General features: G+C 65.5%; 19 protein-coding genes and 1 riboswitch. Of the genes, 6 read left to right on the top strand and 13 right to left on the bottom strand.

The window, feature by feature from the left end:
- Window positions 1-287 precede the first annotated feature (287 nt).
- From LNV23_RS10655 to LNV23_RS10645, 3 genes are read right to left on the bottom strand one after another with little or no spacing between them, the layout of a single operon-like run.
- A complete protein-coding gene (locus tag LNV23_RS10655; RefSeq protein ID WP_263562962.1) occupies window positions 288-1,037 on the bottom strand; it encodes an arginine N-succinyltransferase in 750 nt (249 codons plus the stop codon).
- Window positions 1,034-2,110 carry an arginine N-succinyltransferase gene (gene astA / locus LNV23_RS10650; RefSeq protein ID WP_263562961.1) on the bottom strand — a complete coding sequence of 359 codons (1,077 nt, stop codon included), beginning with the start codon at window positions 2,108-2,110 and terminating at the stop codon, window positions 1,034-1,036. The genes LNV23_RS10655 and astA overlap by 4 nt, the downstream gene beginning before the upstream one ends.
- Entirely contained in the window at window positions 2,107-3,153 is a 1,047-nt protein-coding gene (locus LNV23_RS10645; RefSeq protein WP_263562960.1) for a GlxA family transcriptional regulator, read from the bottom strand. Before LNV23_RS10645 ends, astA begins: the two co-directional genes overlap by 4 nt.
- Window positions 3,154-3,438: 285 nt before the next feature.
- Here LNV23_RS10645 and LNV23_RS10640 point away from each other — a divergent pair, with 285 nt between their 5' ends.
- The gene (locus tag LNV23_RS10640; protein ID WP_263562959.1) at window positions 3,439-4,302 is read left to right on the top strand and encodes a CHAD domain-containing protein; all 864 of its coding nucleotides are present in this window, start codon (window positions 3,439-3,441) and stop codon (window positions 4,300-4,302) included.
- A gap of 29 nt (window positions 4,303-4,331) precedes the next feature.
- On the opposite strand, the gene LNV23_RS10635 is transcribed toward LNV23_RS10640, so the two are convergent.
- The 3 genes from LNV23_RS10635 to LNV23_RS10625 form a co-directional block, all read right to left on the bottom strand.
- Window positions 4,332-5,774 carry a YfcC family protein gene (locus LNV23_RS10635; protein ID WP_263562958.1) on the bottom strand — a complete coding sequence of 481 codons (1,443 nt, stop codon included), beginning with the start codon at window positions 5,772-5,774 and terminating at the stop codon, window positions 4,332-4,334.
- A gap of 8 nt (window positions 5,775-5,782) precedes the next feature.
- Window positions 5,783-6,904: a M14 family metallopeptidase gene (locus LNV23_RS10630; RefSeq protein ID WP_263562957.1), complete on the bottom strand. Its 1,122-nt coding sequence runs from the start codon at window positions 6,902-6,904 to the stop codon at window positions 5,783-5,785.
- Between the two features lie 138 nt (window positions 6,905-7,042).
- Window positions 7,043-8,392, bottom strand: a complete 1,350-nt coding sequence (locus LNV23_RS10625; protein WP_263562956.1) for a cyanophycinase — start codon at window positions 8,390-8,392, stop codon at window positions 7,043-7,045.
- A 284-nt stretch (window positions 8,393-8,676) separates the two neighbouring features.
- On the opposite strand from LNV23_RS10625, the gene LNV23_RS10620 reads away from it, so the two are divergent.
- Window positions 8,677-11,424 carry a TonB-dependent receptor gene (locus LNV23_RS10620; RefSeq protein WP_263562955.1) on the top strand — a complete coding sequence of 916 codons (2,748 nt, stop codon included), beginning with the start codon at window positions 8,677-8,679 and terminating at the stop codon, window positions 11,422-11,424.
- Window positions 11,425-11,502: 78 nt separating this feature from the next.
- Here the strand turns inward: LNV23_RS10620 and LNV23_RS10615 are convergent, their stop codons facing one another.
- A complete protein-coding gene (locus tag LNV23_RS10615) occupies window positions 11,503-13,017 on the bottom strand; it encodes a cyanophycinase (protein ID WP_263562954.1) in 1,515 nt (504 codons plus the stop codon).
- 336 nt (window positions 13,018-13,353) lie between these two features.
- Here LNV23_RS10615 and LNV23_RS10610 point away from each other — a divergent pair, with 336 nt between their 5' ends.
- Window positions 13,354-16,125, top strand: coding sequence for a TonB-dependent receptor (locus tag LNV23_RS10610; RefSeq protein WP_263562953.1), 2,772 nt, complete (start codon window positions 13,354-13,356; stop codon window positions 16,123-16,125).
- A 16-nt stretch (window positions 16,126-16,141) separates the two neighbouring features.
- On the top strand, window positions 16,142-17,284 hold the full coding sequence (locus tag LNV23_RS10605; protein ID WP_263562952.1) for a serine hydrolase domain-containing protein: 1,143 nt from the start codon (window positions 16,142-16,144) through the stop codon (window positions 17,282-17,284).
- A gap of 30 nt (window positions 17,285-17,314) precedes the next feature.
- On the opposite strand, the gene LNV23_RS10600 is transcribed toward LNV23_RS10605, so the two are convergent.
- The 3 genes from LNV23_RS10600 to LNV23_RS10590 all read right to left on the bottom strand — a co-directional run bounded on the left by LNV23_RS10600 (window position 17,315) and on the right by LNV23_RS10590 (window position 19,179).
- On the bottom strand, window positions 17,315-17,563 hold the full coding sequence (locus tag LNV23_RS10600; RefSeq protein WP_263519383.1) for a hypothetical protein: 249 nt from the start codon (window positions 17,561-17,563) through the stop codon (window positions 17,315-17,317).
- Window positions 17,564-17,700: 137 nt separating this feature from the next.
- Window positions 17,701-18,390, bottom strand: a complete 690-nt coding sequence (locus tag LNV23_RS10595; RefSeq protein ID WP_263562951.1) for a YceH family protein — start codon at window positions 18,388-18,390, stop codon at window positions 17,701-17,703.
- Window positions 18,391-18,396: 6 nt separating this feature from the next.
- Complete coding sequence (locus LNV23_RS10590) at window positions 18,397-19,179, bottom strand: SDR family oxidoreductase (RefSeq protein ID WP_263519381.1); 783 nt, start codon at window positions 19,177-19,179, stop codon at window positions 18,397-18,399.
- Between the two features lie 229 nt (window positions 19,180-19,408).
- Between LNV23_RS10590 and LNV23_RS10585 the strand changes: the two genes are divergently transcribed.
- Together LNV23_RS10585 and LNV23_RS10580 are read left to right on the top strand one after the other, a co-directional pair.
- On the top strand, window positions 19,409-21,097 hold the full coding sequence (locus tag LNV23_RS10585; protein WP_263562950.1) for an electron transfer flavoprotein-ubiquinone oxidoreductase: 1,689 nt from the start codon (window positions 19,409-19,411) through the stop codon (window positions 21,095-21,097).
- 148 nt (window positions 21,098-21,245) lie between these two features.
- A riboswitch (cyclic di-GMP riboswitch) is annotated at window positions 21,246-21,341 on the top strand.
- A gap of 49 nt (window positions 21,342-21,390) precedes the next feature.
- Complete coding sequence (locus LNV23_RS10580; RefSeq protein WP_263562949.1) at window positions 21,391-23,259, top strand: S8 family peptidase; 1,869 nt, start codon at window positions 21,391-21,393, stop codon at window positions 23,257-23,259.
- Window positions 23,260-23,354: 95 nt separating this feature from the next.
- Here LNV23_RS10580 and LNV23_RS10575 read toward each other — a convergent pair whose 3' ends face one another.
- From LNV23_RS10575 to LNV23_RS10565, 3 genes are all read right to left on the bottom strand, one after another.
- Complete coding sequence (locus LNV23_RS10575; protein ID WP_263562948.1) at window positions 23,355-24,170, bottom strand: CPBP family intramembrane glutamic endopeptidase; 816 nt, start codon at window positions 24,168-24,170, stop codon at window positions 23,355-23,357.
- A 180-nt stretch (window positions 24,171-24,350) separates the two neighbouring features.
- Complete coding sequence (locus tag LNV23_RS10570) at window positions 24,351-24,806, bottom strand: hypothetical protein (protein ID WP_263562947.1); 456 nt, start codon at window positions 24,804-24,806, stop codon at window positions 24,351-24,353.
- A gap of 153 nt (window positions 24,807-24,959) precedes the next feature.
- On the bottom strand, window positions 24,960-25,445 hold the full coding sequence (locus tag LNV23_RS10565) for a hypothetical protein (protein ID WP_263562946.1): 486 nt from the start codon (window positions 25,443-25,445) through the stop codon (window positions 24,960-24,962).
- Window positions 25,446-25,559 lie beyond the last annotated feature (114 nt).

The raw sequence follows: 25,559 nt of genomic DNA, 5'->3' as shown, positions 1-25,559 counted from the left end.
CATCGGACCCTAGAGCCGGGCATAGAAGCATGGGTATTCAAGGGCTCCCGGCGCGAATGCATTGGGCAAATTCAAAACCGAGGAGGTATTGGGCTACCCTGAGGCTGCCCTGGCGCTTGTTTCAGGTGACTGCTGTGGGCACATTGCTGCCACTGACGACTGAAGGCCGACCGGCTCCTTTGCGTCCCTGCCCGCCGCTCCCTGCACGCACACCATGCAGACAACAGTCCCGGTCAGGGGGCAGCCGCACTCGACGGCGTAGGCGACACGCCCCGTCCACCCTTCCCTCAGGCCAGCCGCAACCCCCACACCGGCCCGCCATCATCAATCCGCACATGGCTGGAATCGGCAAAGCCCAGCGAGGCGGCAGCGGCCTCTGCAACCAAGCCGCTGGCCCCCACCTGCCCCACCGCAGCCTGCGCCTCGGCGCTCAGGAAGGACAGGTACAAGGTCTGCCGTGGCAGCAGCGCGGCGAGGTGGCTGCGCCACGCCTCGCCCAGCTGCACCTCAGCGGCCACTGGGTCGCCGCTGTAGAAGTTCGCGCCCAGGCCCAGCCAGAAGGGTGAGGCGCCCGACGCATCGCGCGGGCCGGCCAGCTCCAGCACCAGCTGGCGGCCATAACGATCACGCTGGGCGGAGATGCGCTGGAGTGCGGCGTCGATGAGCTGCACCAGGGCGGCCTGCTGTTGCGAAGCGTCCAGCTCCGACGCGCAGGCCAGATCGGCCAGCTCGCTCTCGCCCGTGTGGTCATTGCCCAGCAGCAAGGTCGGCTGGGCGCGGAACAAGCCCAATTCGGAGGCGGCATGGACGATCTGGCCCAGGTGGTAGCTGTAGCGCGGCAGGGGCGCCAAACCCAGGCGTTCGACCAGGCGCAAGCAGGCCAGGGGCCGGTCGTCTGACGGGTCCGCCAGCAGCAGCCATTGCTCGGCCGGTGCGTCCAGCTGCAGGGTGGCACCGGTCTGGTTGCGCCAACCGGCCGCCCGAATCTGGGCCGCGTCTTCGGGTCGCCAGGAACGCAAGCTTCCGATCTCGGTCATGACCGGCTCCTTTCCAGGGCGTCGGGCTGCAGCGGCGTCACCCACAGGCTTTGGCCCTCGTTCAGGCCCAGGCGTTGCACGACTTCATGCCCGGGCGCCAGGGCCTGGGCGGCCGGCGGCAGCTCGGCCAGCACGGCACGAAAGCCGGGCCGGGCGCTGTTGACGGCCAGGTGCCAGACCGGCTGGCCCAGGGCCATGGCATCGGCTTGCACGGCCAGCTCGCGGGTGTGGCGCACGCTGCGCAGCAGATGCAGGCTGGCCTCGACCGTGGGGCCGCCGTCGAAGATGTCGATATAGCTGTCGGCGTCGAAGCCCTCGTCCTGCAGGATGGAAAACGGCAGCTCGCCCACCGGGTGCAGCTGGCCGATGGCGAACTGCGCAGCCTCGGGCAGCAGGGGCACATAGATGGGCGACTGCGGCATCAGGTCGGCGATGAAGGACTTGCTGCGCCCGCCGGTGACGGCCTCGGCCTGCGGATAGTCCATGTCGAAGAAGCGCCGGCCCACGGCGTCCCAAAAAGGGCTTTGCCCGGCTTCGTCGGCCAGGCCCGGGCTCTCAGCCGCGATGCGGTCGTTGAAGCGTTCCAGATGGCGCAGGATGAACAGCAAGCGGGCACGCGAGAGCAGCTGCGGCGCCGGGCCTTCGGCATAGGCCGGGTCGATGTAGAACGAGGTCAGCAAGGTGTAGCCGGTCAGGTCGTGGCACAGATGCAAGGTGTGCAGGCGCCGGCTCACGCCCAGGGCGGCGCTGGCGTGGACCACGAACTCATTGCGGTAGCTGTAGAAGCGGTCGTGAAAACCAGCGCTGGCGGCGATGCCGCTGCAGCCGACCACCTGGGCGCGCGCCAGGTCTTCCAGCACAAAGAGATAGCGCTCTTCACCGCTGGCATCGTCGGCGCTGGCAAAGGACTCGATCGAATGCGCGATGCGCTGGCGCAGCTGCTCACGGTCATGCGGCAGCGAGCCGATGCCATGCGCGCTGGCCGCGGCAATGCGCTCCAGTGCCGCCAGGTCGGACAGCGCCACCGGGCGCAAGACAAGCTCGCGCAGATCGTGCGGCTCAGTGACATTCATGGGGGGCTCTCTCCTGCCGGGCGGCGCCAGGCCGCGGCTCGCTGGCTGCGCTCATCGCGCGGCGTCTTGTCGAAATGGGCTTTGTAGGCGTTTGAAAAATGCGGGCCCGAGGAAAAGCCGCAGCTCAGGCCGATTTGCAGAATCGATTGGCTGCCCTGCTGCAGCAGGCGGCGCGCTCGGTTCAGGCGCAGCTCCAGGTAGTAGCGCGAGGGCAGCGCGTCGAGATGCTGTTTGAACAGACGCTCCAGCTGGCGCCGTGACACGCCCACCAGACGCGCCACCTCCTCGGTCGGCAGGGGCTCGGCCAGATTGGCCTCCATCAGGCTCAGGGCTTCGGCCAGCTTGGGGCTGCCGCCGCGCTGTTCGGCCACGGCGCGGCGCTGGCGTTCGTCGCGGCCACGCGCGCGCTCCAGGCCCAGGGCCAGGGTCAGGTCTTGCGCGAAGCGCTCACCGTGGCGCCGGCCCAGCCAGGCGACCATCAGGTCGAGGCTGGCGCTGCCGCCGGCGCAGCTCATGCGGCTGGCCTCGGCGTTCATCTCCCAGACCTTGTCGCTCCAGACCACCTCGGGCCAGTCCTCTTGCAAGGCATCGATCCAGGCGCCTTTGACCGTGGCGCGCTGGCCGCTGAGCAGGCCGGCCTCGGCCAGCAAGGCGCTGCCGCCGTCCACACCGGCCAGGGCCACGCCCGAGGCAGCCTGGGTCTGAAGCGCGAGCAAGAGCGCAGCATCGGCCGGCAGCGACTCGCCGCTGAACACCAACAGCAAATCCCAGGCTCGCTCGGGCGCCAGCAGGGGCAGCGCCGCCGCCCAGGCTTGCGGGCTCAAAAGCTGGCCGGAGCAGGCAGCAGGCGCACCGTCTAAAGAGAGCAGCTGAACCTCATAGCGCGCCTCTGGCTGCAAGCCATTGGCCGCCTGCAAGGCCTCCAGCACGCCGGCCAAGGCCAGCAGCGAAGCACCGGGCATGACGAGCAAGCCGCAGCGCCGCAGCGCCGCCGTGGGGGCGCCGGCTTCGACTGGCAAGGCGGAATAGGCAGTGCTGTTCACCGCCTGGACTGTAAGGCAGCTCAGCATGGCAAATCTCGCTGGCCACACCGGGAACGCTGGAACATCCGAGCCAACACGGGGCCTTGGCAGCGGCGCCGGAGTGAAGTGTCACGATGGCGCACACTCTGGGCCTGCCTTCCAAGTTTGGCCCTCAGAACGAAAGCAGCGACAGGCTGAGCTGCGCGCGGCGCGACAAGCCTGGCCTGAGACACACCCACAGCGCAAGCCTCACCCCTCGGACGCTCCATGCCCCAAGCGAAATCAGCGAACAAAGCCAGGCCCCTCGTGCTGCCTGCCGGCCTCGACCTGGAAGGCGGTTTCGCCCTGATCGCACGCCACTGCTTGCGCCAGATTCGCGCCAATGAGGCCGGCCTGAAGTTCAGCAGCGACCCCGAGTTTGTGCACCAGATCCGCGTCGGATTGCGCCGTCTGCGTTCAGCCCTGAGTCTGTTCAAACCCTGGATCCCTCTGCCGCAGGCTCTGGCCCATGATCTCCGCTGGTTGGGCCAACGCTTGGGCGCGGTGCGCGATGCCGAGGTCCTGGCCCACACGACCTTGCCCGCCCTGGCGCTGGCCTGCGCCGGCGTCGAGGACCTGGGCAAGCTGCAAGACGCCGCAGCGGGTCTGGCCCAAAAGCGGCGTCGCAAAGCCGTGCAGGCCTTGGACTCGGAGCGATACCAGGGCTTGCTGATCGGTCTGCAGCGCTGGCTCAAACGGCGCGGCTGGCGCGCTGAATCGCCCAGGCCCGAGGAGCTGGGCATGCCGCTGGAGGATGCGGCACAAGCGATGCTGACGCTGCGCAGCCAGAAGCTGAGCCAGCAGATCCAGAGCTTGCCGGACCCAGCCCGCGCAGAGGAGTGGCACCGGCTACGCATTGCCGTCAAAAAGCTTCGTTACGCGCATGGGTTCTTCCAGTCCTTTGCTATTGCAAGAATTGCCGGCCAGCCGACGCAGCTCAGCGCGTTGCAGGACTTGCTGGGCCAGTTCAACGATGCAGACGTGGGGCGCGAGCTGCTGCTGCACTTGGACCCGAAGCAAGGCCGGCCAGCCGCCTTTGCCAGCGGCGCTTTGTGGGCGCAGTCGCAGCAGCGCATCCACATGGTCACGGCCTTGCTGCCTGCCTTCGTCACCGGCCCGCCCGCGCCCTGAGGCCATGACCGGCAATCAAGCAGCCTGCTTCACTGCCATGACATGGAACTCGCCAGGGCCAACAAACCCAGGGCCAGCACCAGATAGGCCAGCTGCAAAGGGATCATCCAGCGCGCCCATTTGGTCCAGGGGATGCCGGCCAGGGCCAGCACGCCGACCGTGATGCCCGAGGTGGGGATGACCGGCGTGGTCAACTCACCGAACTGAAAAGCCAGTACGGCGGTCTGCCGGCTCACACCCACCAGATCGGCCAGCGGCGCCATCACCGGCATGGTCAGGGCCGCCTGGCCGGTGCCGGAGTGGATGAAGAAGTTGATCACTGACTGGATCAAAAACATCTTTTGCGCCGAGAAGATGGGGCTGCTCGATTCCACCAGGGGCACCAGGCTGTGCAGCACGGTGTCGATGATGTGGCCGTCGCGCATCAGCACCACGGTGGCCTTGGCCAGGGCGATCACCAGGGCAGTGCTGACCAGGTCTTTGGCGCCTTGCATGAAGGCGGCAACGAAGTCTTCGGCCGAGAGCCGCGCCACCAGGCCGACGGCCAGGGCCATCACCAGGAACAGGGCCGCGATCTCCTCGATGTACCAACCGAAGCGCACCACGCCGACGATCATGGACAGCAGGCTCAGAACGAACAGGCCCAGCACCAATTTGTGGCGTGGCTGCAGGCCCTCGAACTGTTCGAAGCTGCTGAGGTCCAGATGGCGGCGGCGCTCCAGGTCTTGCTCGTAGCAGGGGCTCAAGCGCGGATCGCGCTGCACGCGGGCCGCGTACCACATCAAAAAGGCGATGGTCACCGTGGTGAAGATCAGCCAGCAGACCAGGCGGTAGCCCAGGCCCGAGAACATGGGCACACCGGCAATGTTCTGGGCCACACCGACATTGAAAGGGTTGAGAAAGGCCGTGGCAAAGCCGATCTGCGAGCCGACGAAGGGAATCGCCACGCCGACGATGCTGTCGTACTTCAGCGCCAAGGCCAGGGGGATGAAGATCAGCACAAAGGGAATCGCCTCCTCGGCCATGCCGAAGGTGGCGCCGCCCAGGGAGAACAGGCCAACGAAGAGGGGGATCAGGCCGGCGCGCACCAGAGCCGAGTGCCGATGGGCGCGGGCCACGGACTTGATCATCGCGTCGATGGCCTCGCTGCGCTGAAGCACCGAGAACGCGCCGCCGACGATGAGCACAAAGCCGATGATCAGGGCCGCCTCAACGAAACCCTTGATCGGCGCCGTCATCAAGGCCACCAGGCCTTGCGGCTGGCTGGGGATGTGGCGGAATGAATCGGCCACGATCACCTTTTTGCCATCAACCAGCTCGGTCTGGTACTGGCCGCCGGGCAGCACCCAGGTGGCCAGGGCGATCAGGGCCAGCAGGGCGAACAGCAGGACAAAGGTGTTGGGAAACTTGAGAGGCTTGGCGGGGGTGGCGGTGGTGCTTGCGGGGTTCGCAGGGGTGATGGGCATGGACATGGCCGGGCTCACATGGAAAGCAGCTTGCCGCTGCGAAATGGAATGGCGCCTGCGACCTTGCAGACCCGCATGCCGGCGCTGGCATAACGCCGAGACACACGGGCGAACATCAGGCCCGCGGCGCGGGCAAAGAGCAGGCTGCGCTGCTCGCTCAAAGGATCGATCAGCTCGGCCACGGCCTCGCCAGCGGCGACGCGATCACCGGGCGCCTTGAGGAAGACCAGCACGCCAGCATGGGGCGCGACGATGGGCTCCACCGCCTCGAGCGCCGTGGCCGGGCAAGCGAGGCCCTCCAACGCGGCAGGAGGTCGGTCCGTCACATCGCCGGTGTCGCGCAGGAACTCGATCAGGGCGGCGGCATCGGCCGCGGCCAGCTCGTGCGAAACCTCGGTCTCGCCGCGCAGCTCCACCGTGGCGGCCAGGCAAGCCAGGGGCAGAGGCGTGGCCGGGCCGAAATGCTCGGCCAACTCCCACCAGTGGCGGGCCAGGGATTCGTCAAACGGGTCGTCCCCCGACTCGCGCGAGATCAGATAGGCCTGGGCACCCAGGCGTGCAGCCAGCGGCGCCAGGGCCGAGGCCAAGGGCGTGCCGGTGTAGACATGGAGCACGGCCTGGTTGTCGCAGTGCAGGTCCAGCACCACATCGGCGTCCAGGGCCAGGCTTTGCAGCAGGCGCTTGAGGGCCTCGGTCTCGGTGGCAGCGGGCTGCTCGGCCAGCAGGGCCTGGGCGGCCGCGCGCACCGTGCGCACATTGGCCGCGGCATCGGCGCCCAGCTGCCCCTGCAGACGCGGCAGCAGCGCCGGGGTCAGGTGTTGATAGCCACGGTTGAAATTGACGCCGGTGCTGAGATCGAAGCGGCCGAAGGACGTGCCCTGCAGCTCCTGGGCCAGGCCGATGGGGTTGGCCAGAGGTAGCAGCACGATCTCGCCGGGCAGCTGGCCGGCCGCTTCCAGCTCCAGCAGGAGGGCCTTCAGATGATGGGCCACCAGCATGGGCGGCACCTCGTCGGCATGGAGCGAGGCCTGGATGTAGACCTTGCGGCCGCTGAGGCCCGCACCGAAGTGCAGGCTGTGCAGCTGGCGGGCGCTGCCGGCATGGGCCGGCGGTAGGGCATGAACGTGGCGGCGCATGAGGGTGTGGATGAAGATGTGAAAGTGCTTGGGTGAGTTGGGCTGGCACAGCCCTGCCCAGCTCGGCTGGGCAAGAGCCCAGGGCCGAGATCGAAAGATCCAAGGGAAATGTCCGCGCGGGGGCGGTGCAGGCTCAGCTCAAGGTATGGGGCTGATGGCCTTGTAGAAGGGCTGCTGCACCCGCACTGGCAGCACATCGAGGCGCAAATTCAGAACGGTGTAGTCCTCGCCGCCCATGGTGCCGGTGAACCAGGCCAGGCTGTCGGGGCCCTTGTAGAGGCGGAACTCAAAGCCCAGCTCGCTGTCCGGCTCACTGCCCGTTGCGCTCGCTGCCGATGCCGATGCAGGCACCGAGCGCGGCCCAGCAAAGGCCAGGCCCAGCAAGTCCGGAAAGGGGCTGTCGATCAGCTGGGCCATGGCGTTGGCAATCGTGTTGTCGCCCAACATGTCCATCAGGAAAGGCTGCTGGGTGAAAAAGGGTTTGAAGTTCGGCGCGCGCGGGTCGATCTTGTGGCCGGCGCGCTTGGCGGCCGAGGGCGTGGTCTCGCCGCTGCCCAGGTGATGGCGGTCACCGCGGTCGAGAAAGCTCAGACGCACACCGCGGATGTTGAAGGCCGGCAGGCGCGCATCGCGGCTGGCCTCGCTCAAATCCACCAGCAGCACGCCGCGCGCGCCGATCACCTCCAACGACTCGCCCTTGATCACCGCCGCGCTGTTCTCTTCCACGCCCAGGCCCAGGCGATAGCCCTCGGCCTGCATCAGGGGCAGAAGGCGGCCGATGCGGCCACGCTTGAGGAAATGCTGGTCGATGAAGAGATGGGGGCCGACAAAGCCCAGGCCGCGGTCCACCTCCTGGCCGCGGCGCAGCTGGCCTTTGAGCACCTTGAGCGAGTCCTGCGCGTCGCGGAACATGGTGCTGCTCATGATGGCCGCGCCGGCGCTGCTGCCGGCCACCACGCCACCGCGCCGGTAAAGCGACCAGATGGCATCGAGCATGGGCGTGGGCTGGCCGCCGGGCTGCAGGCTGTCGACGATCAGCTCTTGCGCGCCGCCCGAGAAGAACACGCCTTGCGCCGCATTCACCTTGGCCAGCAAGGCCGGGTCGCGCACCGAGGCAGTCACATCGCTGCCGGCCAGGCGCGGCGCCACGGGGATGTGCTCGGCGCGTGCGCCCTGGCGCTGCAAGGCTTCGATGATTTGCCCGGCGCTGCGCTCGGGGTTGGCGGCGGCCGTGGCGAACACGGCGAAGCGCGCGCCGGGGCCGCCGGCCTCGTCAACGATGCGCTTCCAGACCGCGTCGTTGTCGTACTTCAGGGCGCCACCGATGACGATGGCCGTACCGCGCGGCGCAGTTTCGACTGAGGTCTGCGCGTGTGCATGGCCGGGCATGGCGAAGAGGCCCGCGCTGGCCAACAGCGAGGCCAGAAGAAAGCGACGGCGGCCTGGGGCGCGAGGGCCCAGTGCGATGGAGTGGCTTGGGGTTTGCATGGCGCCAGTCTGTCAGCGCGGGCGCCGCAAAACCAGCGGGTTGGCCCGCTGCAGCGCCTGCAAAGGACGCAAAGCGCAAGTGCGTGTCGCATCCATGCAAGCGCGTTTGCCCCCTGTTCATCGAGGTTTGCGCGCTTGCGACATGCATTTACACGCAAGCGACCGAGGCGCCAAAACCCCATAGGCAAGTCATGTGGGCCACTTCTAGAGTCCGTTCCAACCTGTCACCCAACGACTCACCCATTCACCTGTTCACCTGTTCACCCTCCCCAAAAGGCCCCGCCATGATCAAACCCCGCAGCCCCCATCGATTTCAAACCCAGCGCCTGGCCCAGGCCGCGATGCTGCTGCTCGGCAGCCAGCTCTTGAGCACCGCCCAGGCCCAGGAAGCCAAACTGGAGCGCGTGGAAGTCACCGGCACCAGCATCAAGCGCCTGGAGGGCGAGACCGCCTTGCCGGTGCAGACCCTCAAGCGCAGCGACATCGACAAGACCGGCGCCACCACGGCGGCCGAAATCATGAAGTCCATCAGCGGCAACGCCGCCGGCCTGACAGACGGCGCCTCCATCACCGACAGCACCGGCGGCCAGCGCGGCTTCAACGGCGCCAATCTGCGCGGCATCGGCGTCTCCAGCACCCTGGTGCTGCTGAACGGCCGACGCATGGCCAACTTCGCATCGCCCGGCGACAACTCAGGCGTAGACCTGAACAACATCCCGGCCGGCGCCATCGAGCGGGTGGAGATCCTCAAGGACGGCGCCTCGGCCATCTACGGCACCGACGCCATCGGCGGCGTCATCAACTTCATCACCCGCAAGGACTACCGCGGTGCTGATGTGAACGTCTACGCCTCGCGCACGCAAGAGGGTGGCGCCGAGAAGACGGCCGCCTCGCTGGGCGGTGGCTTTGGTGACCTGGCCAAGGACCGCTTCAATGTCTTCGGCGTGATCGACGCGCAAAAACTCGGCGCCCTGCGCAGCAGCGAGCGCGACTTCCTGAAGGAGCGCCCGCTGGCCAGCACCCTGCCCTTCTACATGAGCAGCCGCACCTACCCCGGCAACATCCGCCTGGCCAGCCGGGCAGCCGCACGCAAGGTGCAGCTCGATGCGCTCAATGCCGCCGGCTTCAACTTCAACGGCAAACCGCTGACCCAGCGCACGATCAACCTCTCGGCCCCGGCCTGCAATCCGCCGGCCACGGTCTACGCGCCCGACAACCTGTCCGAGGCCTGCAGCTTCGACTACATGCAGGACACCGAGCTCTACCCCGAGTCGGAAAAGCTGGCCTTCCTGGGCCGCGGTGTCTTTCAGCTGAACGAGCAGCACCAACTCTTTGCTGAACTGCTGAAGAGCAAAACCACGACCCAGTACGTGGCCAGCCCCAACCCGATCGAAATCACCGCGGTGCCGACCAGCGCCATCAACCCCTTCCTGAGCAAGCCCCTGCCCTTCGGCGGCAATGTGGACGTCCGCCAGCGCGTCAGCGAAGCCGGCAACCGAAGCAACGAAGTGACCAGCGAGGCCGAACGCCTGGTGGTGGGCGCCAGCGGCAGCCTGCCCCTGTTCGGCGGCTGGGACTATGACATCGCCCTGAACCGCGCCGTCAACCGCTCGACCGACGCCATCAAGGACGGCTACTTCCTTTACAACGAGTTCGTGGCCGGCGTGCGCACCGGCAAGATCAACCCCTTCGGCCCTTCGCCACAGGCCGGCAAGGACTTGCTGAACAGCATCCGCGTGCAAGATGAATCGCGCCGCTCCAAGGGCACGACCACCACCCTGGACTTCAAACTGAGCGGTAGCCTGTTGACCATGGAAGGCGGCGACCTGGGCCTGGCCGTGGGCGCCGAGCTGCGCCGCGAGGTGACCGAGTTCACCCCCTCGGCCCTGCTGCTGACCAACAACATCCAGGGCGACCGCAGCTCGCGCGGTGACGCGCCCGTGGCCAGCAGCAACAGCCGCAAGGTCGGCGCCGTGTTTGCTGAGCTGAATGCACCACTGAGCAAAGCGCTGGAGCTGCAAGCCGCGCTGCGCTATGACAAATACAGCGGCGTCGGTGACACCCTGAACCCCAAGCTCGGCGTGCGTTGGCAGCCGAGCAAGCAGCTGGTGCTGCGCGGCTCGGCCGGCACCGGCTTCCGGGCTCCCACCATCACCGAACTGACCCGCCCGACCTCGTTTGGCAGCAGCTCGGCCTTCCTGACCGACCCAGGCTGCGTGGCCCAGGGCTTTTCGGTGGCCGACTGCACGGACCAATGGCGCGTCGAGCGCCGCAGCAACCCCAAGCTCAAGCCCGAGAAATCCAAACAGGCCTCCTTCGGCGTGGTGTTCGAGGCCAGCAAGGACGCGACCGCCAGCCTGGACTACTGGATGATCCGCAAGACCGATGTCATCAGCGACCTCTCGGAACAGGTGATCCTGGGCAACCTGCCCAAGTACGGCAAGGACTTCGTCAAGCGCGACGAGTTCGGCGAGTTCATCGACACCATCCTGCTCAAGAAGGACAACCAGGGCGAGCTGCGCACCTCGGGCCTGGACCTGGAGATGACCCTGCGCCAGGCGACCGAAGGCTGGGGCCGCTTCACCGCCTCGCTGAGCGGCACCTATGTGCTCAAGTACGAGCGCCAGCCCGGAGCGGGCGAGCCCTTCATGAACAACGCCGGTCAGTTCCTGAGCGACCAGGTGATCCAAAAGTGGCGCCACCGCCTGTCGGTCGACTGGGATATGGGGCCTTACGGCCTGACCCTGGGCAACACCTATTACTCGGGCTATCGCGACCACAACACCGCCTTCAACCCCAACACCAGCGCCTTGCTGCCGGCCCGCAGCGTGCAGGCCTACTCGTTGTGGGATCTGTCGGGCTCCTGGCGCATCAACAAGCAGCTCAAGCTGCGCGCCGGCATCCAGAACCTGCTGGACACGCAGCCGCCCTTCTCCAACCAGGGCTACTACTTCCTCGCCACCTATGACCCGACCTACACCGACCCGCGTGGCCGCAACTTCTACATGAGCCTGAACTACAGCTTCCGCTGAAGCCAGCAAGACTGAAAGCAAAGGGCCGGGTGCATCACGCACCCGGCCCCTTTTTTTTGATCGCGGCTGGCTTGCTTTTTACTTGCTTGGCCCGTCGCCCCGCTCGGGGGCCGGGCCAGTGACACGGTCCGGGCCTGGCCAGGGGCTGTACAGCGGCTGGGGCATGCGAACCGGGGTCACGTCGAGGTAGAGGTTGACGACGGTGAACTCCTCGCCGCCCCATTCCTCGGTGCTCCAGCCATAACTGCCCTTGCCCTTGTACAAGCGGAACAAGAAACCAAGCTCGGCCACCGGGTCTCCCGGCTTGGGCAGCACGTCGAAGGACAGGCCGCGCACCTCGTTGCGGCTGCTGTCGATCAGATAGGTCATGGCATTGGCGATGGTGGAGTCGCCCAGCATGTCCAGATCGAAGCGCTCTTCGGTGAAGTAGGGCTTGAAGTCCGGCGCCATGTGGTCGTGCTTGGCGCCGCGCAGCTTGATGGGCGCGGGCGTGGTCTGCCGGGTCTTGAGGTTGTAACGGTCGCCCTGGTCCAGATAGCTCAGGCGAGCGCTGGTCACATTGAAAGCGCCCAGGGTCGGGTCGGTCTTCACATCGGTCAGGTCCACCAGCAAGGCGCCCTTGTCGCCGATCACCTCGACTTCATCACCATGCACCACAGCGGCCGAGTTCTCCTCCACGCCCAGGCCCAGCTTGTAGCCCTTGGCCATCATCAGCGGGATCATGCGGCCGAAGCGGCCACGCTTGAGGAAGTGCTGGTCCACGAACAGGTCAGGCCCGACAAAGCCCAGGCCGCGGTCGATCTGTTTGCCCTCGGCCCACTTGCCTTTCATGATGTTGATGACGCTTGGCGCGTCACGGAACATCACCGTGCTCATGATGGCGGCACCCGCCGAGGTGCCGGCCACCACGCCGCCGCGGCGGTACACGTCCCAGATGGCTTCCAGCATGGGCGTGCTGTGGCCGCCTGGCATCAGCACGTCAACGATGCGCTCTTGCGAGCCGCCGGTAAAAAACACACCGCGGGCGTTCTTGACCTTGGCGATCAAGGACGGGTCGCGCACCACCTTGCTCAGGTCCACCCAGCTGAACTTGGGCGCCACCGGCAGGGCTTCGGCCACGGCGCCGCGTTTTTGCAGCATGTCCACCGCCGTCTTGGCACTGGCCTCGGGATCCTCGGCCGCCGTGCCGAAGACAACAAAACGCGCGCCCTTGCCGCCGGCCAGTTGGACGATGCGGCCCCAGACGTCTTCGTTGTCCGCCTTCAATGCCCCCCCGATGGGCACGGCATAACCCTTGATGGCGCCCTCGCCCGCGGCCAGCGGGCCGGGGCCTGAGGCATTGCCGGCCGCGGCATTGTTGCCTGCCGTCGAGCTGGCCGGTTTGGCCGGCACCGGCGAGGGCGCATGCACGCCCTTGACCGGCGTGGTCGGCGGCGGCGGTGTGGCACCCAGCACCGTGCCGGCGGGGCCGAATGAGCCGGGCTTCAAGGTGTGCACGGTGCCACCCTGGGCTTGGGCGCCCAGGCTCGCCGTGACCAGCAGACCGGCTGCCAGGGTGGAAATCAAAAAATCAGAAACGTGCTTGGTGTTCATGGCCTGGGAGACTGTGTGGATTGGCCACCGCTAACAGGGAGGGAGTCAGCGGCGACACAGACGACGACAAATGCGACGGCGGAACGAATCATGGCACGGCCGCCTCTGGGCCGCCGCACCGGTCAGTCTGAGGCCAGGCCCAAGGCACTTGGAACGCTATGCGAACGCTGAGCGAAAGATAGGTACCCTGAGTTGCGCTGATGCGACTGCAGCGTGAATCCCCTATGGCCCGACAGGCACATGCTTCCTAGACTGGCGCGGAAACCTCATTGGAAGACCGGTTGTCAGCGCCTCGGCGCCTGCGCCGGCCCCCTCACACCCCCGGGAGAAGTACAGATGACCCAGCCCCGCGCTTGCCCCCCCCCCGTTCTGCGTGCCACCGCCCTTGCAGCCCTGATGGCGGCCGCCGGCCTGGCCGGCAACCTGGCTCAAGCCCAGGAAGCACCCAGCACCTTGAACCGAGTCGAAGTGACCGGCTCGGCCATCAAGCGCCTGGAGTCAGAGACTGCCCTGCCGGTGCAGGTGATCACACGGGCTGACATCGTCAAGGCCGGCATCACCACCGCAGCCGAACTGGTGGCCAGCCTCAGCGCTGCCAGCAACAGCCTGACTGACGGCGTGTCCATCGGCACCGGCGGCTTCAAGGACCAGATGGGCTTCAACTCGGCCAATCTGCGTGGCCTGGGCACCTCCTCCACCCTGGTGCTGCTGAACGGCCGGCGCATGGCCAACTTCGCCTCGCCCGGTGACGACTCGGGCGTGGACCTGAACACCATCCCCATGGCCGCCATCCAGCGTGTGGAAGTGTTGCTGGACGGCGCCTCGGCCATTTACGGCACCGACGCCATCGGCGGCGTCGTCAACTTCATCACCCGCAAGGACTACCAGGGCGTGCAACTGGACGCTTATGCCGGTGCCAGCAAGGAAGGAGGCGCAGGCAAGCGCAGTGCCTCGCTGGCCGGCGGCACAGGCGATATCGGTCGGGACGGCTTCAATCTCTTCGGTGTGCTGGACCTGCAGCGCACCGACGCCTTGAGCACCTCGCAGCGTCAGTTCATCTCCGACCTCAAGATCCCCGAACGCCTGCCCCACCTGCTGTCCTCCGCCGGTTTTCCAGCCAATATCCGTCTGAGCCGCGATCAGCGGGACTACCTTCAAGATCAAGGTTTCAAGATCAATGGCAAGACCATCAGCGGCCGAACCATCAATCTCAGCGCACCGGGCTGCCAGCCACCGCACACCCTTTACCTGCCCGAGGGCATCGGCGGCGTCGATGGCTGCACCTACGATTTCATGCGTGACATCGAGCTCTACCCCAAGACCGACAAGGCCAGCTTCCTGGGTCGTGGCGTGTTCCAGCTCGACAGCAGCACCCAGGTGTTTGTCGAAACGGCGCTGACTCGCTCCAAGAGCTGGTACGTGGGCACCTCCAATCGTATCGACGGTGAAGTCGACGTGGCCCGCATCCCGGCCCTGGCAGCCACCGGCCTGGCTGACGCCTTGCCTGACGACCGCAGCATCACCGTGCGCACTCGCTTGCTCGACGCCGGCAAACGCGCCAGCGAGCTGACCAGCACGGGCCAGCGCGTGGTGCTGGGTCTGACCGGCAGCACGGCCGGCTGGGACTACGACTTGGCTTACAACCGCAGCACCAACAAGGTGGCCGACCGTGATGTGGCCGGCTACCTGCTCTACGACAAGACCATGGCTGCCTTTGCCGACGGCACCATCAACCCCTTTGGCCTGCAAAGCGACAAGGGCCTGGCCTTCCTGCGCAACAACCAGATCAATGAGGAAGTGCGCAGCGCCAAGGGCACGATGGAGGTGTTCGACATCAAGGGCACACGTGCCCTGACCCAGCTGGCTGGCGGTGAGATGGCCTTGGCCATCGGCGCCGAAGTGCGGCGCGAAAAGGGCAGCTCGGCCGCCTCGGCCCTGCTGCTTTCCGACAACATCGTCGGCGACAGCACACCCGGCGACGCCCAGTTCACCAACAGCTCACGCAAAGTCTGGGCCGTCTATGGCGAGTTGAACGCCCCCGTCAGCAAAGAGCTGGAAGTGCAACTGGCCCTGCGCCACGACCACTACGACGTGGTCGGCTCCACCACCAACCCCAAGATCGGCCTGCGCTATTCACCGAGCAAGCAGCTGCTGGTGCGAGCATCGGCCGGTACCGGCTTCCGCGCGCCTTCGCTGAACGACCTCTACCGCCCGGTCAAGACCGGCCAGACCGCCGTGCTGCCCGACCCGGTCTGCATGAAGGAAAACGACAACGACCTCTCCACCTGCGCCGACTTCTGGGAGACCCGCACCTACGCCAATCCCAAGCTCAAGCCGGAGACCTCCAAGCAGTTCAGCTTTGGCCTCGTCATCGAGCCGCATCCGCAGTGGACCGTCAGCCTGGACTACTGGAATATTGCCAAGAAGAACGTGATCAGCACCATCGGTGACGATGTGATCCTCGGCAACCTGTCCAAGTACGAAAGCCTGGTGCACCGCCTGAACGAGAACGAAGGCCTGGCAGGCTGCGACTATGACCCTGAAGACTCGACCATCTGCTTCATCGAGTTGCGCAAGGAAAACCGGGGTCGCCAGCGCGCCTCGGGCCTGGACATCGGCATCGACTTGAAGGGTTTGAAGAGCAGCGTCGGCGAGTTCGGCGTGCGCCTGGCCGGCACCGTGGTGCTGAAGTCGCAGAAGCAGACCGGCTTCGGCGACGACTACATCAGCAACCTCGGCAAATTCGTCACCGACGGCGTGGTGCAACGCTGGCGCCATCGCCTGACCCTGGACTGGTCGCAAGGCGCTTACAGCCTGGCTTTGAGCAACACCTACTCGAGCGCCTACACCGACCAGAACTCGGCCATCGACACCAATTCCGGCACCATCGTGGCGCCCAACAAGGTCAAGGCCTATTCGCTGTGGGACCTATCCGGTGCCTGGAACGCAACGAAAGACCTGACCCTGCGCGCCGGTGTGAAGAACCTGCTGAACACCACCCCGCCCTACTCCAACCAGGCCTACTTCTTCCTGTCTGGCTATGACCCGAGCTACACCGACCCGCGCGGCCGTTTCGCTTACCTGAGCGCCCAGTACCAGTTCCGCTGATCGAGGTCGCACAGCCATGAAGCGCCGGCATTGCCTGGGTGGCGCAGCCGGCGCCCTATTGACCGGCTCGGGGCTGAGCTGGGCCCAGAGCGACGCTGCGCTGTCGGCGCTGCACATGGCGCAGCGCCTGGAGCAGCGCCAGCGTGAGCTGAACGAGCAGCTGCCGGCCAGCATGCAGCGCCTGGGCGTGCCCGGCCTGTCCTTGCAACTGCTGCGTCACGGCGAACCCAGCCAGGCCTGGCATCTGGGGTGGCGCGAACGCTCGGAGGACGGTGCGCCGGTGGACGCCAGCACGGTGTTCGAATGCGCGTCCATGAGCAAACCGGTGTTTGCATTTCTGCTGTTGCAACAGGTGCAGCGCGGCCGGCTGGGCTTGGACCAGCCCATCCTGGACTTCTACCCCGAACGTTTCAGCCCGGCTCAAGCGGCGCAGGCGCGCATCACCGCGCGCCAGCTGCTCAGCCACAGCTCGGGCTTGCCGAACTGGCGCGAGGGCGATGAGAACACCGGCCCCCTGCCCCTGAGCTTTGCACCCGGCGAGGGCTTTCAATATTCGGGCGAAGGCTATTTTTATCTGCAAAGAGCGCTTGAGCATCTGCTGGGCGAGCCCTTGCAGACAACGGCCGAGCGCGAGCTGTTTCAACCCCTGGGCATGCGCCAAAGCAGCTTTGTGCTGAATCTAGCGATAGAAGCTCAGCGAGCGCGCGGCCACGCCGAAGACGGCCGCGCCCTGCCCTGGAGCCGTTACGAACGGGCCAATGCGGCCTACACCCTTTACACCACGGCGGGCGACTACGGCCGTTTTCTGGCCCACTTGCTGCGCCCAAGGCAATCAGGTCCGGGACTGCTCAGTGCCGAACTGCGCACCGAAATGCTGGCCGCACAGGCCGTTGCCACCGATCGCCAAGCCCTGGAACGCGCTGGGCGTGCAGAAGGCTTGAACGGTCAGCCGGTCAAGGTTCACTGGGGTCTGGGCTGGATCCTCAACCACATGGCCGATGGCAGCAGGGTGGCCTATCACACCGGCACCAACAGCAGCGGCTTTCGCGCTTTCTGCCAGTTCAACCCTTCACAGGGCAGCGGCATGGTCTTTCTGAGCAACAGCCTGGCCGGCCATCAGCTCTGGCAGCCCATGATCAAGCGCTGGGGCGACCTCTAAGCCTCCAAGCTCAAAGGCCGCGCAGCCCCCTCAGTTCTTGCCGCCTTGCGCGGTGCCCGAATTGCCCGACAGGCTGGACTGGAAGGCGTCCTTGTCCACCAGCTTGACGTTCAGGGCATTGCGGTCCTTGCGGGCCAGATTGCTGCCGGTGGTGTACTCGGGCCGCTCATACGCTGCGTCTTTCTCGTCCGGTGCCTGGCTGCTGGCACAGGCCGTCAGGGCGAGGCAGGCGGCGGCCGACAGCAGGCCGAGGATGGAATGGCGTTGTTCTTGCTTCATGGACTTGGTCTCCCTGGTGTCGAACCGTGCCTCTTGAGCACCGGTCGCGATCTCAACCCTCAATCGGGCCTGCGAATTCTGCCCAGCGCTGGCGAGCCGCCACTCCGGGATAACCCGGCTCATCGACGGAAACGTTCTCAGATCGCCCCGCCGGCGTCCATGCCCAGCTCAGCGGCCATGCGCTGAACCAGGGCCTTGAGTTGCTCCAGCTCCTTGCCCATGCGCTGCTGTTCGGCGCGCAAAAACGCGATGTCTTCGTCCTGCGCCGCGCTGGCGCCGGGCGGGCCGGCATAAGAGCCGGCATAAGCGCCAGCATCGGCCGCCGGCTCACCGCTGAGCAGATGGGCCCAGCGCGCTTCTCGGGCACCGGGTGCACGCGCCAGCTTGACGACAAAGGCCGGGCGCCGCTCGGTGGCCTCGGCCAGTTCTTCCAAAAAGCCCTCGACCGAGGACACATCGGCAAAGCGGTGCAGGCGCTCGGTGTGCAGGCGCAGCTCGGCCGTGGTCTGCGGGCCGCGCAACATCAGCAAAGTCAGCAAGGCCAGGCCGGCACCCGGTACGCCCAGGCCGCGTGCGCCGTTGTGCTCGAAGCGCACGACGCGGCTGCCGCTGACGGTGTTGACCAGGTGCATGGCCTTGAGTTCTTCCAGCGCCAGCAGCACATCGGCCTCGCTGGCGTTCATCACCGGTTCACGCGCGGTCTTCTGGTTGCAGCCCAGGGTCAGGGCGTTGAGGGACAGGGGATAACTGTCCGGCACCGTGGATTCTTTTTCCACCAGCACCGCCAGCACACGCGCCTCCAGAGCGCTCAAAGTTCGCAAAGACATGGATGTTCAGACCCCGAAGCCGTCGTCGGCCTGGATGATGGCCCCGTTGATGAAATGGCTCTCGTTGGCGCAGAGCATGAGCAGAGAGGTGTCCAGATCCTTGGGCTGGCCGACACGCTTGCGCGGCAGCAGCTCCACCAGCTTCTTGCCCTGCTCGGTGCCCCAGTGGTGGTGGTTGATCTCGGTGTCGATATAACCGGGGCAGATGGCATTGACATTGATGCCGTACTTGCCCCACTCCAGCGCCATGGCGCGGGTCATGTGGATGACCGCGGCCTTGCTCATGGAATAGACGCCGATCTGGCTGAGCACGCGCAGGCCGGCCATGGAGGCGATGTTGACGATGCGGCCGCCGATGAAGGTGCCAGGCGCCGAGCCCTGGGCGCGGGCCAGCATGCGCTTGCCCACCTCCTGCGCCACGAAGAAGGCGCCGCGGACATTGGTGTCCATGACGAAGTCGTAGTCGTCGGGCGTGACCTCGGTCAGGCGCTGGGTGGTGCTGACGCCGGAGTTGTTGATCAGGATGTCCAGGGTGCCGACTTCGGTCTCGGCATGGGCCACGGCCGATTTGATGCTGTCCAGATCGGTGACATCCAGGGTCACCACATGGGCATCGCCTCCCGAACCCTCGATCTCGCTGCGCAAGGTCTTGAGCCGCTCGGTGCGGCGGCCGGCCAAGACCACGCAGGCGCCGGCCTGGGCCAGGGTCTTGGCGAACTGGGCGCCCAGGCCGCTGGACGCGCCGGTCACCAGGGCCACACGGCCCGACAAATCAATGCTGTAACTCATGGTCATCCTCTGGGAAAACTGCTGGGGAAGCGTAGCACGCGACCCTGGGCCCGAATGCGAAAACAGAGCGCCACGCCGGGTTCTGATTGACAAGCCGGCAGCGCCTTCGGCCCCGCTAGAGCCCCGCACCTAGCGGCAAGAAAAGCACGACCGTTCGTTTTATCAAAGCCCCTTATAGAATGCCGCGCAGACAAGCCAGCTCAACAGCTTCAGCCAGGACAAGAACACCATGACGACAAACCAAGATCTTCTGAGCCAGTACGGACCGCGTGAATCGATGGAATACGACGTGGTCATCGTCGGCGGCGGCCCCGGCGGCCTGGCCACCGCGATCCGGCTCAAGCAGCTGGCGGCGGCCAAAGGCCAGGAGCTGTCGGTCGTGGTGCTGGAAAAAGGCTCGGAGCCGGGCGCCCACATCCTTTCGGGCGCCGTCATGGACCCGCGCGCGCTGACCGAGCTGCTGCCCAACTGGAAGGAGCTCGGCGCGCCGCTGAACCAAGCGGTGCAGGCCGACGAGGTGCTCTTCCTCAACGAAACCGGCGCCACCGCCACGCCGCAGTGGCTGATCCCAGGCTGCTTCCACAACCACGGCAACTACGTCATCTCCCTGGGCGCCGTCACCAAATGGCTGGGCGAACAGGCCGAGGGACTGGGCGTGGAGATCTTCCCCGGCTTCACCGCCGCCGAAGTGGTCTACGGTGAAGACGGCAGCGTACGCGGCATCGCCACCGGCAATCTGGGCGTGGGCAAGGACGGCGAGCCGACCGAGAACTTCCAGCTCGGCATGGAGCTGCTGGGCAAGTACACCATCTTTGCCGAAGGCGCCCGCGGCCATCTGGGCAAGCAGCTGATCGCCAAGTTCCAGCTCGACGCCGGCAAAGACCCGCAAAGCTACGCCATCGGCATCAAGGAACTCTGGGAAGTGCCGGCCGCGCAAGCGCAGCCCGGCCTGGTGGTGCACACCGCCGGCTGGCCCATGGACGGCGACACCTACGGCGGCGGCTTCCTCTACCACCTGGAGGGCAACAAGGTCACCCTGGGCTATGTGGTCGGCCTGGACTACAAAAACCCCTGGCTCTCGCCCTTTGAAGAGATGCAGCGCTGGAAGACCCACCCCAGCATCCGCAAGCACATCGAAGGCGGCAAGCGCCTGGGCTACGGCGCCCGCGCCATCACGGCCGGCGGCCTCTTGAGCCTGCCCAAGACCGTGTTCCCCGGTGGAGCCCTGGTCGGCTGCGATGCCGGCTACCTGAACGCCGCCCGCATCAAGGGCAGCCATGCCGCCATCAAGACCGGCATGCTGGCCGCCGAAGCCGCCTTCGAAGCCCTGGCCGCCGGCCGCCAGCATGACGAGCTGAGCGCCTACCCCGCCGCTTTCGAGCAAAGCTGGCTCCATGAAGAGCTGAACCAGTCGCGCAACTTCAAGCAGTGGTTCAAAAAGGGCAACACCGTCGGCACCCTGATGACCGGCATCGAGCAATGGCTGCTGCCCAAGCTGGGCCTGAAGAGCCCGCCGTGGACCATCCACCGCCCCCTGCCCGACCACCTCTACCTCAAGCCGGCCGCCGAGTGCGCCAAGATCGACTACCCCAAGCCGGACGGCAAGCTGACCTTTGACCGCCTGTCCTCGGTCTTCGTGTCCAACACCAACCACGAAGAAAACCAGCCCGCCCACCTGACGCTGAAGGACGCCTCGGTGCCGGTGTCGCTGAACCTGGCCAAGTTCGCCGGGCCGGAAGCCCGCTACTGCCCGGCCGGCGTCTACGAGTTCGTCAAGAGCGATGCCGGCGAAGACCGCCTGCAGATCAATGCCCAGAACTGCGTGCACTGCAAGACCTGCGACATCAAGGACCCGAGCCAAAACATCGTCTGGGTGACGCCGGAAGGCGGCGGCGGGCCGAATTACGCCGGCATGTAAACCCGGCACAGCCGCAACGGCTGTTGCGCCCTGACCCTGGGATGGCGGCCAGGGCGCAGCTCAAAACCCCCACAACTGCCTACAAATTCGCACCAGCGCACGCGGCAAGCATGGCCGCACTGGCCCTGGTACGCCAGCGCACGTAAGCTACCAGCACCCGCAAACCTTGTGAAAGCAAGGGACGCAAAACCTCCGGCCTACAGCGTGCTGTCTCTCGGCGCGCCACGGTAGCGGGGTTGCCAGGCAGCCCGGCTCTCGGGGCCTGGCCTCGTCACCATCGAGGCAGTGATTCCATGCAGTACCCGGCTTCCCGCTTGCGCCCCGCTGTTCCGGCCATCCTCGCCACCCTGTCCCTGGCCTGCGCCAGCAGCGCCTTCGCCCGCGAACCCGAACCAACCCGCTCGCTGCGAGACTTGCCCGAGCGCACCGACCGCCTGATCGTCAAATACCGAAGCGACAGCAGCCTCGGCTTGAATGCCGACGGCCAGCTGAGCGTGCAGGCCCAGGCCGCCGTGCAGGTGGCGGCCAACCGCCAGGGTGTGCGCATCCAGCATCTGCGCCGCATGGCCAATGGCGCCCAGGTCTTTGCCCTGAACCGCACGCTCAGCCTCAGCGAAGCCAATGCCATGGCCGCCAGCCTGCGCATGGGCGACGCCTCCATCGAATACGCCGAACCCGATCGACTGCACCACCCCAGCCTCGTAACCAACGACGCCCTCCTGGCCCAGCAATGGAGCCTCAACGATGCCGTCGGCGGCATTCGCGCCACGACGGCTTGGGACAAGGTCAATGGCAGCGGCGTCACCGTGGCCGTGTTGGACACCGGCGTGCGCCCCCATGCCGACCTGACAGCCCGCTTGCTGCCGGGCTACGACTTTGTCACCGGCCTGAGCTTCGCAGGCGACGGCGATGCCCGCGATGCCGATGCCAGCGACCCGGGTGACTTCACCACCGCCAACCAATGCGCCAGCGGATCCAAGGCCAGCAGCAGTTCCTGGCATGGCACCCATGTGGCTGGCATCGCGGCCGCCAGCGGTGGCAACGGCATTGGCGTGGCCGGTGTGGCCTTTGGTGCCAAAGTGCTGCCCCTGCGCGTGCTGGGTCGCTGCGGCGGCTACAGCTCGGACATCGCCGACGCCATCGTCTGGGCCGTGGGCGGCAACGTCAGCGGCCTGCCGCTCAACCCCAACCCGGCCAAGGTGCTCAACCTCTCCCTGGGCGGCTCCGGCGCCTGCGGCATCACCACCCAGAACGCGATCAACACTGCGCGCGCCAAGGGCGCCGTGTTGGTGGTGGCCGCCGGCAACGAGAAAGTGGACGCTGCCAACGTGTCGCCGGCCAATTGCACAGGCGTGATCGTTGTGGCCGCCACCGGCAAGACCGGCGCGCGCGCCAGCTATTCCAACTTTGGCAACTCGGTCACCCTGGCTGCCCCCGGTGGCGACACCGGCGCCGCGATTCTCTCGACCTGGAACGCCGGCAGCACCACGCCCGGAGCCGACAGCTACGCCAGCATGATGGGCACCTCCATGGCCACCCCGGTGGTCAGCGGCGTGGTGGCGCTGATGCTCGCCGCCAACCCGGCGCTGACGCCCGACCAGATCGCCAGCCTGCTGAAGAGCAGCGCCCGCGCCTTCCCGGCCGCCTGCAGCGGCTGCGGAGCGGGCATCGTCGACGCCACGGCCGCCGTCAACCAGGCCCTGGCCACCAAGGGCGCGGTCAGCCCGGCCCCGGCCCCGGCCCCAGCCCCAGCCCCGGCTCCCGCTCCAGTTCCTGCCCCGTCCCCGGCGCCAACGCCCGCCCTCCTCAATGTGAGCGACAAAGAGCCCAACGAAAGCATCGCCACCGCCCAGGCCGTTGCCAGCCTGCCTGCGTTGATCAGCGGCAGCATGGCCAGCAACAGCGACAACGACTATTTCAAGCTCACCTTGCCGGCCGGCCAAACCCTGCTCGCCACACTCAACGCCGCCAATGCCGGCTCGGGCTTCGGCGTCGGCGTCTACACGGCCAGCGGCCAGCAAGTGCTGCTGTCCAACGGCATCGTCGGCGCCAGCCAGCAAATCCGCATCAGCAACCCCGGCAGCACGGCCGTGGTGCTGGTCTTGCGGGTGCTGCGCAGCGCCGGAACCACCGGGGCGTACAGCCTGAAGCTGACGCTCTGAAGAGACTGCGGCTCTGGCTGCGGAGGGTCAGGTCTTGCCCTGGGACTCTGAGGCTTGAAGTTGGAACTGCCTGCCCCGCAGCGCAGTCCGACAGGCTAGACCGCCTCGCCCGTCCTGCGATTGGAGCCAACCAGCACCCGGCGCAAGACAAAGGCCCCGAGCGCGGCGGCCGCTAGCGCAGCCAGCCAGGTGGAAACATCGGCCGCATCCAGGAAGGGCTGGTTCTGTGAGGCCTTCATTTGCTCCAGCACATAGACGGCGGTGTTGACCGCTGCATGCAGAGCGATGCAAGGCAGAAGTGACCGCGAACGCTCGTAGAGCCAGCTGAGCAAAACGCCCAGCCATAACGCCAGCAAGAACTGATAGACGTTCATATGCGCCGCACCGAACAGCAATGCGGAGTAGAAAATCGCGGCCCAGCGTGGGTATTGGTTCAAGAACGCCCGCAGCAAGATGCCGCGGAACAGCATTTCTTCCAGAACGGGTGCCAGTACGCAGGTAGCAATGACCGCCGGAAGGCTGCCAGCCACCATGCTGCTGAAGGCCTGCTCCTCCCAGCGGGACAGGGGCAGTACCTGCTCAACGACAGTGAGCAGCGCGTGATCCAGAAGCAGCACCAGCGGAACCAGCAAAAGGATGGGTGGCAGCAAGAGCATCAAGGTGGCCGAAACCGATGACTTCGTTGCATGCATCAGCTCGCCGTAGCGGATGCGGCTGTAATGCATGGCAGACACAAGCACGATGCCGTTGGCCAGCACCATGACAAGCGCTTGAGTCTGGTCCTCGGTCAGGCCGGCGAAGTGGCGCAAGTCGAAAAGAAGCGCCAGCAAGGCGTACTGCAAAAGGAAGTTCGCAAGAAGAAGCAGGGCGGCCTGTGCGACCGAAGGAAAGTGCGCTTGGCTTGAATTCATGGGGGCGCAGGCAAACGACGATGTGGTTTAAGGAGGCGGTCCAAGGATTCGCGAGCCACTGCATCTATGGCCGCTTCGCGAGTCGAAACTGATGACGCAAATTGTGTGCTGCGAGGTCAAGCTCAACAGCCACGGACCATTCGCCAAGCCCGCACCCTGGACGTATCTGCAAAAAGCCTGTCAGCCGGCAATCTCACATTTTTTCCATGCATCTGAAGCTTTGATGCATCTCTTAAATGGATACGTCGTGCCATTGCGAACCGACACAAGTATGTCTTCGATTTGCTTGACTGTACGCGTGCCGTGGAAATAGTCATACACCTCACCGTCCACCATCAGGGCAAACTGAGGAGAGCCACTTCTTCCTGAGCTGGCATAGTCAAGTTTCTCTTTGAAGGGCTTGACTTCGCTGGGCAGGAAGAATCTTGGAGGCACAGGTGACTTGATGGCTTTCACCACTTTGGAAAACTGAATTTTGGTGAATTCATCAGACTTCTCCAAAATCGGCAGCTCAGTGGCTACCCATGCCACACAAAAGGGGCAATCGTTTCCACCCATGTATATCAAGTGCACATTGGGCTGCTTGATTTCCTGCGAAAAAACGACTGGCGCGAAAGCAGCGACAAGCAAAAGCATGAATCTTCGCAACATCATGGCTCCTTATAAAACGGCCAATCACCGAGACCCAGCAAGAACCAGAAACTCACAGCCGCACCGTCTCTTTGCCCCGACGCTGTTCGAAAAAAGGTTTAAATATGCAAGCGCCCAAGAAGTATCAGGTCTTGACAATTACCCTAGGGCATTGGCACGAACAAGCTCTTGGTGTTGCCCATTTATTTCCATGACTGACTCGTGGCCGCGTGCCATATGACTCAAGAACAATTCGCTGGACTTGGTGAAGCGATGGCCAATGCGCATTGAGTAAGACTTGAAGAGCCAGCTCCAAAATGTTTGAAAATAGACAGCTTCGTCAAGGTCTCGCCATTTGACACCTGCAACACCCTTGCTCCAAGGAAGGACCCCGGAGTACACCCAAACCCCGACATCATCGTAGTAGAGGTGGAAGCTACGAATTACCAAAACTCTGTACGCGATAACCGCTAAGACGAGCACTAGCACAGCAATACCGGCCACCCATGATGCCTGCCACGCGACTGAAACGGCGATAGGTAGTACGAATAATGCGATCAGCCCGATGCTGAAATACGCAGTCCATGATTTACCGCAAAGACTCTTGGCGTTACTTGAAACGACAGGCGCGTTGTCTTGATCCATTTTTCCTCCTATGAGTGGTGAGTGGCACAGAATAAAAGGGCTGACTGAGCTTTAATAAGACTCGCCTGCTGCGTATCGCCACGACTGAGCCCATGTTCAATCTTGGCAACTCAA

Source organism: Kinneretia sp. DJ1R-11 (assembly GCF_025717595.1).
Lineage (GTDB): Bacteria > Pseudomonadota > Gammaproteobacteria > Burkholderiales > Burkholderiaceae_C > Paucibacter_A.
The sequence above is the reverse complement of the archived record's forward strand: the minus strand, read 5'-3'. Positions and strand labels throughout refer to the sequence as shown.